Annotated in this window: 6 protein-coding genes, 2 tRNA genes and 1 other RNA gene; 5 read left to right on the top strand and 4 right to left on the bottom strand. The window is 58.2% G+C overall.

What is annotated here, in order from left to right; all coding sequences use genetic code 11:
• Positions 1-113 precede the first annotated feature (113 nt).
• The 4 genes from ACR6A7_RS14935 to ACR6A7_RS14920 all read left to right on the top strand — a co-directional run bounded on the left by ACR6A7_RS14935 (position 114) and on the right by ACR6A7_RS14920 (position 1,099).
• A tRNA-Val gene (locus ACR6A7_RS14935) sits at positions 114-189 on the top strand.
• Between the two features lie 4 nt (positions 190-193).
• Positions 194-269, top strand: a tRNA-Lys gene (locus tag ACR6A7_RS14930).
• 42 nt (positions 270-311) lie between these two features.
• A non-coding RNA gene (locus tag ACR6A7_RS14925) (RtT sRNA) lies at positions 312-446 on the top strand.
• Positions 447-754: 308 nt separating this feature from the next.
• Complete coding sequence (locus ACR6A7_RS14920) at positions 755-1,099, top strand: FlxA-like family protein (RefSeq protein ID WP_434125726.1); 345 nt, start codon at positions 755-757, stop codon at positions 1,097-1,099.
• Here ACR6A7_RS14920 and ACR6A7_RS14915 read toward each other — a convergent pair.
• Positions 1,096-2,016, bottom strand: coding sequence for a LysR family transcriptional regulator (locus ACR6A7_RS14915; RefSeq protein WP_434125725.1), 921 nt, complete (start codon positions 2,014-2,016; stop codon positions 1,096-1,098). The two genes, ACR6A7_RS14920 and ACR6A7_RS14915, sit on opposite strands and share 4 nt — an antisense overlap.
• 95 nt (positions 2,017-2,111) lie before the next feature.
• Here ACR6A7_RS14915 and ACR6A7_RS14910 point away from each other — a divergent pair, with 95 nt between their 5' ends.
• Positions 2,112-3,122, top strand: coding sequence for a bile acid:sodium symporter family protein (locus ACR6A7_RS14910; RefSeq protein WP_434125723.1), 1,011 nt, complete (start codon positions 2,112-2,114; stop codon positions 3,120-3,122).
• 26 nt (positions 3,123-3,148) lie between these two features.
• Here ACR6A7_RS14910 and ACR6A7_RS14905 read toward each other — a convergent pair whose 3' ends face one another.
• The 3 genes from ACR6A7_RS14905 to zipA all read right to left on the bottom strand — a co-directional run bounded on the left by ACR6A7_RS14905 (position 3,149) and on the right by zipA (position 6,500).
• Complete coding sequence (locus ACR6A7_RS14905; RefSeq protein WP_434125721.1) at positions 3,149-3,367, bottom strand: DUF3820 family protein; 219 nt, start codon at positions 3,365-3,367, stop codon at positions 3,149-3,151.
• 1 nt (position 3,368) lies between these two features.
• A complete protein-coding gene (ligA, locus tag ACR6A7_RS14900) occupies positions 3,369-5,387 on the bottom strand; it encodes an NAD-dependent DNA ligase LigA (protein ID WP_434125719.1) in 2,019 nt (672 codons plus the stop codon).
• A 66-nt stretch (positions 5,388-5,453) separates the two neighbouring features.
• Complete coding sequence (gene zipA / locus ACR6A7_RS14895) at positions 5,454-6,500, bottom strand: cell division protein ZipA (protein WP_434125718.1); 1,047 nt, start codon at positions 6,498-6,500, stop codon at positions 5,454-5,456.
• Positions 6,501-6,561: the final 61 nt, after the last annotated feature.

The raw sequence follows: 6,561 nt of genomic DNA, 5'->3' as shown, positions 1-6,561 counted from the left end.
GGTGATTAGCTCAGTTGGTAGAGCATCTCCCTTACAAGGAGGGGGTCGGCGGTTCGAGCCCGTCATCACCCACCACTCTAAAGGTGGCCCGCAGTGAACAAGAGATAAGATATGGGTGATTAGCTCAGTTGGTAGAGCATCTCCCTTACAAGGAGGGGGTCGGCGGTTCGAGCCCGTCATCACCCACCACTTCGGGTCGTTAGCTCAGTTGGTAGAGCAGTTGACTTTTAATCAATTGGTCGCAGGTTCGAATCCTGCACGACCCACCAATTCAGAGAAAAGCGCCTTATGGGCGCTTTTTTCGTTTCTGTGCACGCCGCTGAACGTGCAGGATGAGAACCTGCGCAGGTTCGACTGAATCGCCGGGAGCGATTCAGGCTGATGCAACGCATCACCCGCAGGGCGAGGCCCTGGAGGGGCCGAGGCAAATCCTGCACGACCCACCAATTCAGAGAAAAGCGCCTTATGGGCGCTTTTTTCGTTTCTGCACATCCTGATAGTGCCTTTCAGGCGCGCAGGATAAGCCGTTACGTAAAGTCGGCGTGAACACGTCCGTGTGGCCTCGACCGCCGCGTCCCCGCGGCGGACGCTTTACTTCACGGCTTATCCTGCGCGCCTTTATGAAGCATCGTGCTGCGTTTCAGAAAAAACAGCGTAGGCTTTCCTTATCTTTTCCAAACCTTAACGCATTCTTGCTTCAAGCCTTTTTCTCCTTAACCGATAACGATTATGTCTATTTACAAGGAGAAAACCGATGTCATCAATAAGCGCTTTATCAGGCAGTACAGGCAGCGGCGCCGGCAGCAACGTCAGCGTTTCATCGCAGATTTCTGCACTGAACAAGCAGATCCAGAACATCACGAAGCAGGTCAAAGAGCTGTCGGATAATCAGGAGCTGACCGACGAGCAGAAATCGGAAATGGAGCAGATGTATCAGTCGCAAATCGCCATGCTCGAAGCGCAGATTGCCCAGCTCGAGCAGAAGCAAACTGAGCAGGCGCAGCAGAACAGCGAACCGGTGCAGCAGGCTAGCGCCACGCAGGCCGCCGACGGCGTCAATCGCCCGACGGCGACCAACCAGCTAAACGTTTATATCTAAAACGCCGGATTGATCGCGCGTTGTTGCGTCAGCAGGGCCGCCTGCTGACGCGCTTCCTGCCAGATAGCCTGCGCCGCCGGCGTCAGCGAGCGGTTTTTGCGCTTGACCAGCATCAGGCTGCGGTTGATTTCAGGATAGAGTCGACGCACCGTCAGCGCCCTGCCCGCAGGCAGCGGCAGCGCCAGTGCAGGCAAGATACTGATGCCGATACCTGCATCGACCATGGGAAACAGCGTCGCAGGATGGCCGATATCCTGCACCACCTTAATCTCCGTCTGCTGCTGACGCAGCGCCGCATCTATTAATACGCGACTGCCGGACGCGTAATCCTGCAGTACCACGTCGCGGCCCGCCAGCATGCGCCACTGCACCTCATCTACCGCGGCAAGGGGATCGTCACTGCGGCACAGCAGCAAAAAAGGCTCTTCCAGAATTGGCTGGCAGTCGAGATCGCTGTCGCCGAGAGGCCCAATCACGATGCCGAAATCGACCTCGGCATTGCGTACGCTCTGTAACACCACCTGCTGCATTCGGTCATGCAGAATGACGTTGATGTCGGGATAGCTTTTCTGGCTGGCAGCGAGGCACTGCGGCATCAGATGCGCAGAGATAGTTTGACTGGCGCCAATACGCACGGTGCCGCTGCGCTGTACGCCATAGCTGCGAATATCCAGCAGCGTTGAGTTTAACTCCTCCAGCAGGCTCGCCATTCGCGACGCCAGCTGCTGCCCCGCTTCCGTCAGCATCACTTCGCGCGTGGTGCGATCCAGCAGACGCACGCCGATCACCGCCTCCAGCTCTTTAATACTGTGGCTGACGGCCGACTGACTCAGACCGATCGCCTGTCCGGCCTGGCTAAACCCGCCATAGTGAGCAACGGCAACGAAGGTGCGTAGCTGGCGTAACGTGTAATTCATCGAATGGGCTCATAGATTGATGCAATAAATCAATTTTATTTCTAAACCTGCATCGCGCACAATCATCCCATGTTATTTTTAACCGGGTATTAACAATGCGATTTCTGCGACTCGATCCAATGATGGTCAAACTGATCATCACGGTGCTGCTGGCCACCTTTTTGCCCGCTAAAGGCATCTTTGTCGATATTTTCGACTATCTGACCACCGCGGCTATCGCCCTGCTCTTTTTTATGCATGGTGCCAAACTGTCACGCGAAAAGATTATCGCAGGCAGTAGCCACTGGCGGCTGCATCTGTGGATTATGTTCAGCACCTTCGTGCTCTTTCCAGTTATCGGCCTGCTGATCGTCTGGTGGCACCCGGTTAATGTCAGCGCCGAGATCTACACCGGCTTTATCTATCTCTGTATTCTGCCCGCCACGGTGCAGTCCGCGATCGCTTTTACCTCGATGGCGGGCGGTAACGTTGCGGCCGCAGTATGCAGCGCCTCGGCGTCGAGCCTGCTGGGGGTCTTTATCTCCCCGTTGCTGGTGAACCTGGTCATGGACGTACACAGCAGCGCGCCGACCGATGGATTCGAACAGGTCGGCAAAATTATGCTGCAGCTGCTGGTGCCTTTTATTCTGGGCCACCTGTCGCGCCGCTGGATTGCAGGCTGGGTGGAAAAACATCGCAGCCTGATTGGCAAAACTGACCAGACCTCCATTCTGCTGGTGGTCTACTCCGCCTTTAGCGAAGCGGTAGTCAATGGCATCTGGCACCGAGTCGGCATTGATACTCTGCTGTGGATCCTGGCGGGCTGCGTGCTGCTGCTGGCGCTGGTGCTGGCAATCAATATCTGCGCCTCGCGCCTGTTTGGCTTTAACCGCGCCGATGAAATTGTGGTGCTGTTTTGCGGTTCGAAAAAGAGCCTGGCAAACGGCGTGCCGATGGCGAATATCCTGTTCCCGGCCAGTTCTGTGGGGATTATCGTGCTGCCGCTGATGATCTTCCACCAGGTGCAGCTCATGGTCTGCTCCTGGATCGCCCAGCGCTATAAAGCCAGCAATGAAAGAAAGCTGGCGCAGCAGGTGAAACCGACCGTCGTTGAATCGCAGAAGTAACAAAAAGCCCGCCGAAGCGGGCTTTTTTATGCGCTGCGTTTAAGCGGTTTGACCAGGCCCTCCAGGCCTTCGATCTTGATAGCGAGCGTCATCTGCATCAGCTCGCCGAGATGACCTGACGGGAACTCCGCTTTACGCGCAAACCACAGCAGATAAGGCTCAGGCAGATCGATAAGCAGACAGCCTTTATACTTGCCAAACGGCATCGCAGTATTGGCGATTTCAACCAGACATGCCTTGTCCATATCAGGCATCCAGCAGCCGGATCATTTCAGCTTCGTCGATCACCTCAATCCCCAGCTCCTGCGCTTTAACCAGCTTGGAACCCGCCGCTTCGCCCGCGATAACCAGATCGGTTTTCTTTGAGACGCTGCCGCTGACTTTTGCACCGAGCGCGGTCAGGCGATCTTTCGCCTCGTCGCGCGTGAGCTGGGTCAGCGAGCCGGTCAGCACGACAGTTTTGCCGGCAAACGGGCTGTCGATCTCTTCCGCCTTAACCACCTCAATCTTCGGCCAGTGGACACCGATCTCATCCACCAGTTGGCGAATGATCTCGCGGTTGCTCTCTTCATCCATAAAGTTGCGCACGTGGGTGGCGACGACGGTGCCGACGTCCTGCACCGCGATCAGCGCCTCCAGATCGGCATCCATCACGTTTTGCAGTTCGCCAAAGTGGTTCGCCAGGTTGGCAGCGGTCGCCTCGCCGACTTCGCGAATGCCAAGCGCGTAAAGGAAACGCGCCAGGGTGGTTGATTTCGCCTTCTCCAACGCATTGATCACGTTTTGCGCCGATTTCGGCCCCATGCGATCCAGACCGAGCAGCTTCTCCGGTGTCAGCCTGAAGAGATCCGCAGGCGTTTTGACATATTCAGTCTCTACCAGCTGATCGATAATCTTATCGCCCAGACCGTCGACGTCCATGGCGCGACGCGAAACGAAATGCTTCAGCGCCTCTTTGCGCTGCGCGCCGCAGATTAGCCCGCCGGTACAGCGCGTAACCACCTCGCCTTCGACGCGTTCGACGTCGGAGCCGCACACCGGGCAATGGGTAGGGAATACCACTTCACGCGTCTCTGCCGGCCGTTCAGAGAGCACCACGTTGACGACCTGCGGGATCACGTCGCCAGCGCGGCGGATCACCACTCTGTCACCGATGCGCAGGCCGAGACGTTCGATTTCATCTGCATTGTGCAGGGTGGCGTTGCTGACCATCGCGCCTGCAACCAGCACCGGCTCAAGCCGCGCCACCGGCGTGACTGCGCCGGTGCGGCCCACCTGAAATTCAACGTCGCGCACAAACGTCATCTGCTCCTGCGCGGGAAACTTAAAGGCCACCGCCCAGCGCGGCGCACGCGCCACAAAGCCGAGGCGCTCCTGTAACGCCTGTGAGTCGACTTTGATGACGACACCGTCGATATCGAATCCCAGTTCAGGACGCGTCTCCTCTACCTGACGGTAGAACGCCAGCGCCTCTTCCGCACTGTGCACCAGCTGAACGCGATCGCTGACGGGCAGCCCCCAGGCTTTAAACTGCTGTAAACGCGCATAGTGGCTGCCCGGCAGTTCGCCGCCTTCCAGCAGCCCGAAGCCGTAACAGAAAAAGGTGAGCGGACGCTTCGCGGTGATGCGCGGATCGAGCTGGCGCAGCGATCCCGCAGCGGCGTTGCGCGGGTTAGCGAAGATTTTGCCGTCGGTGCGGCGCGCGTCAGCATTCAGCTTCTCAAAGCCGCGCTGCGTCATAAAGACTTCGCCGCGCACTTCCAGCCGAGCGGGAAAATCGTCGCCCTTCAGGCGCAGCGGAATCGCGCCGATGGTGCGGACGTTGGCGGTGATATTCTCGCCCGTGGTGCCGTCGCCGCGCGTGGCGGCGCGCGTCAGCAGGCCGTTCTCGTAAAGCAGGCTCACCGCCAGGCCATCCAGCTTCAGTTCGCAACAGTAGGCGATATCGTCGCTGTTTTTCAGGCGATCCTGTACGCGCTTGTTGAAAGCGAGAAAGCCAGCTTCGTCGAAGGTATTGTCCAGCGACAGCATTGGCACCTCATGGCGCACCTGCTCAAACACCGTTAGCGGCGCGGCGCCAACACGCTGGGTCGGCGAGTCGGGCGTGATGAGTTCGGGATGCTGCTCTTCCAGCGCGCGCAGCTCGCGCATCAGGCGGTCATATTCGGCGTCCGGAATTTCGGGCGCGTCCATGACATGGTAGAGGTACTCGTGATGGCGCAGCGTGGTGCGCAGTTCGGTGATCTGGTCCTGAACGGATTTCATATTGCCCCATCAGATAAAAAACCCCCGACAGGCGGGGGTTTGGTGAATCAGAATTAACGGTCTGCCCTATTCTCTGGATTCAATGACTTCGCGTATGCGGTTCTTGTAGGTTTCCAGCTTCTGCGGCGTCATCATGCGACGCTCGTCATCCAGCACAACGCCGCCAACATCATCGGCGATACGCTGCGCAGACTGCAGCATCAGCTTGAAGTTTTGGTTCGCGTCGCCGTAAGAAGGCACCATCATAAAGATTGAGATGCCAGGCGTGGAGAAGTCAGACATCTCGTCTGGATTGAACGAACCAGGTTTCACCATGTTCGCCAGGCTAAACAGCACCGGACCGCTGCCCGCTGGGCTGAGATGGCGATGGAAAATGTTCATTTCGCCAAACTGGAAGCCCGCCTGCAGAATGCCCTGCAGCAGCGCTTCGCCATTCAGCGTGCCGCCGGTATGCGCGGCGACGTGCAGCACCAGCACCGTCTCTTTTGGCTTGCCTGGCGCTTTTGGTGCCTCCTGGCGAACCGGCTCAACTGGCTGCGGCTGATGCTGTTCCGGCTGGTGACGCACAGGCTGCTGCGGCTCCGGCTCCGCCTCGTAAAGCGGCTCGGGCTGTACAGTATCCAGCGGATCTAAATCGAGCAGCGGATCGGCCTGGACTGGCTGCGCTGGCGCGAAACGCGGCGCAGGTTCCTGCGACGGCGTTTGAACAGGCTGAGGTTGCGGACGCGGCTGTTGATGCTGAGTGCGCGGCGGCTGCGGCGTCAGCAGCGGATCGGCTTCCTGCTGAGGCTGCGGGCGTGCGGCGGGCTGACGCGGCTTCTCCGGCGCGGCGCTGAAGACCGGCGCGTCATCCTGCTGCTCGTCACGGAAATTATCGATGCGCGGCTCCTGATGCGGCCGCTCATGGCGCACGCGAACTTCGCCGACGCTCTCTTCGTCATCGGTCAGGCTATCTTCATCATCGCGCTGGTCGCGCTGTTTGAGCCGTTTGTGCGGGCGATCGCGAAACACTGACGAGCGCTCTTTACGGCTGGTCCACAGCCCGTGAAGAAGGAGCGCTATAATGGCGATCGCGCCAACAACGATTAATATCAGACGCAAATCCTGCATCATTGTATTCTCTGTTGTTCCAATACCTTGCCACCGCGGCAAACTTTATCCTCTAACTGTATTT

The organism is Pantoea phyllosphaerae (assembly GCF_051025595.1).
Taxonomy (GTDB): domain Bacteria; phylum Pseudomonadota; class Gammaproteobacteria; order Enterobacterales; family Enterobacteriaceae; genus Pantoea.
This window is presented reverse-complemented; position numbering and strand designations above follow the sequence as displayed.